The organism is Pseudomonas sp. BN102 (assembly GCF_029871245.1).
Classification (GTDB): Bacteria; Pseudomonadota; Gammaproteobacteria; order Pseudomonadales; family Pseudomonadaceae; genus Metapseudomonas.
The window spans coordinates 1-507 of sequence record NZ_SSON01000001.1 but is presented as its reverse complement, the minus strand read 5'-3'; the positions used below and the strand labels follow the sequence as shown (position 1 = coordinate 507).

The following is a 507-nucleotide window of genomic DNA, read 5'->3' as shown; positions in this document are numbered from 1 at the left end:
GCCAACTTCGTCATCAAGTCCCTGCCAGCCAACGGCACCTTGCTGCTCAATGGCGTGGCATTGGCGATCGGCGATAGCGTGCCGGCCAGCGGCAATGGCGCGACCGTCACCTTCGTGCCCAATGCCAACTGGAACGGCACCACCAACTTCCAGTACGCCTCGGTGGATAACCAGGGCCTGGAGGACAGCAGCTCGGCCACCGGCATCATCACCGTCGTTTCGGTCAACGATGCCCCGGAAACCGCTGCGGCTTCCGGTTCCGGCAATGAGGATGCGCCCGGCATTCCGGTCTCCCTCAGCGGCAGCGATATCGACGGCAATGTCGATCACTTCGTGATCAAAGCCCTGCCGGCCAACGGTACCCTGCTGCTCAATGGCGTGGCGCTGGCTATCGGCGACAGCGTGCCGGCCACTGGCAACGGCGCGACCGTCACCTTCGTGCCCAATGCCAACTGGAACGGCACCACCAGCTTCGACTACGCCTCGGTGGATAACCAGGGCCTGGAA

The 507-nt window shown here is 63.7% G+C and carries 1 protein-coding gene; it reads left to right on the top strand.

Features of this window, described 5'->3' with window-relative positions; translation table 11 throughout:
• Nucleotides 1-507, top strand: a 507-nt coding sequence (locus E8F12_RS00005) for an Ig-like domain-containing protein (RefSeq protein ID WP_280323227.1), incomplete at both ends; no start/stop codon positions are given.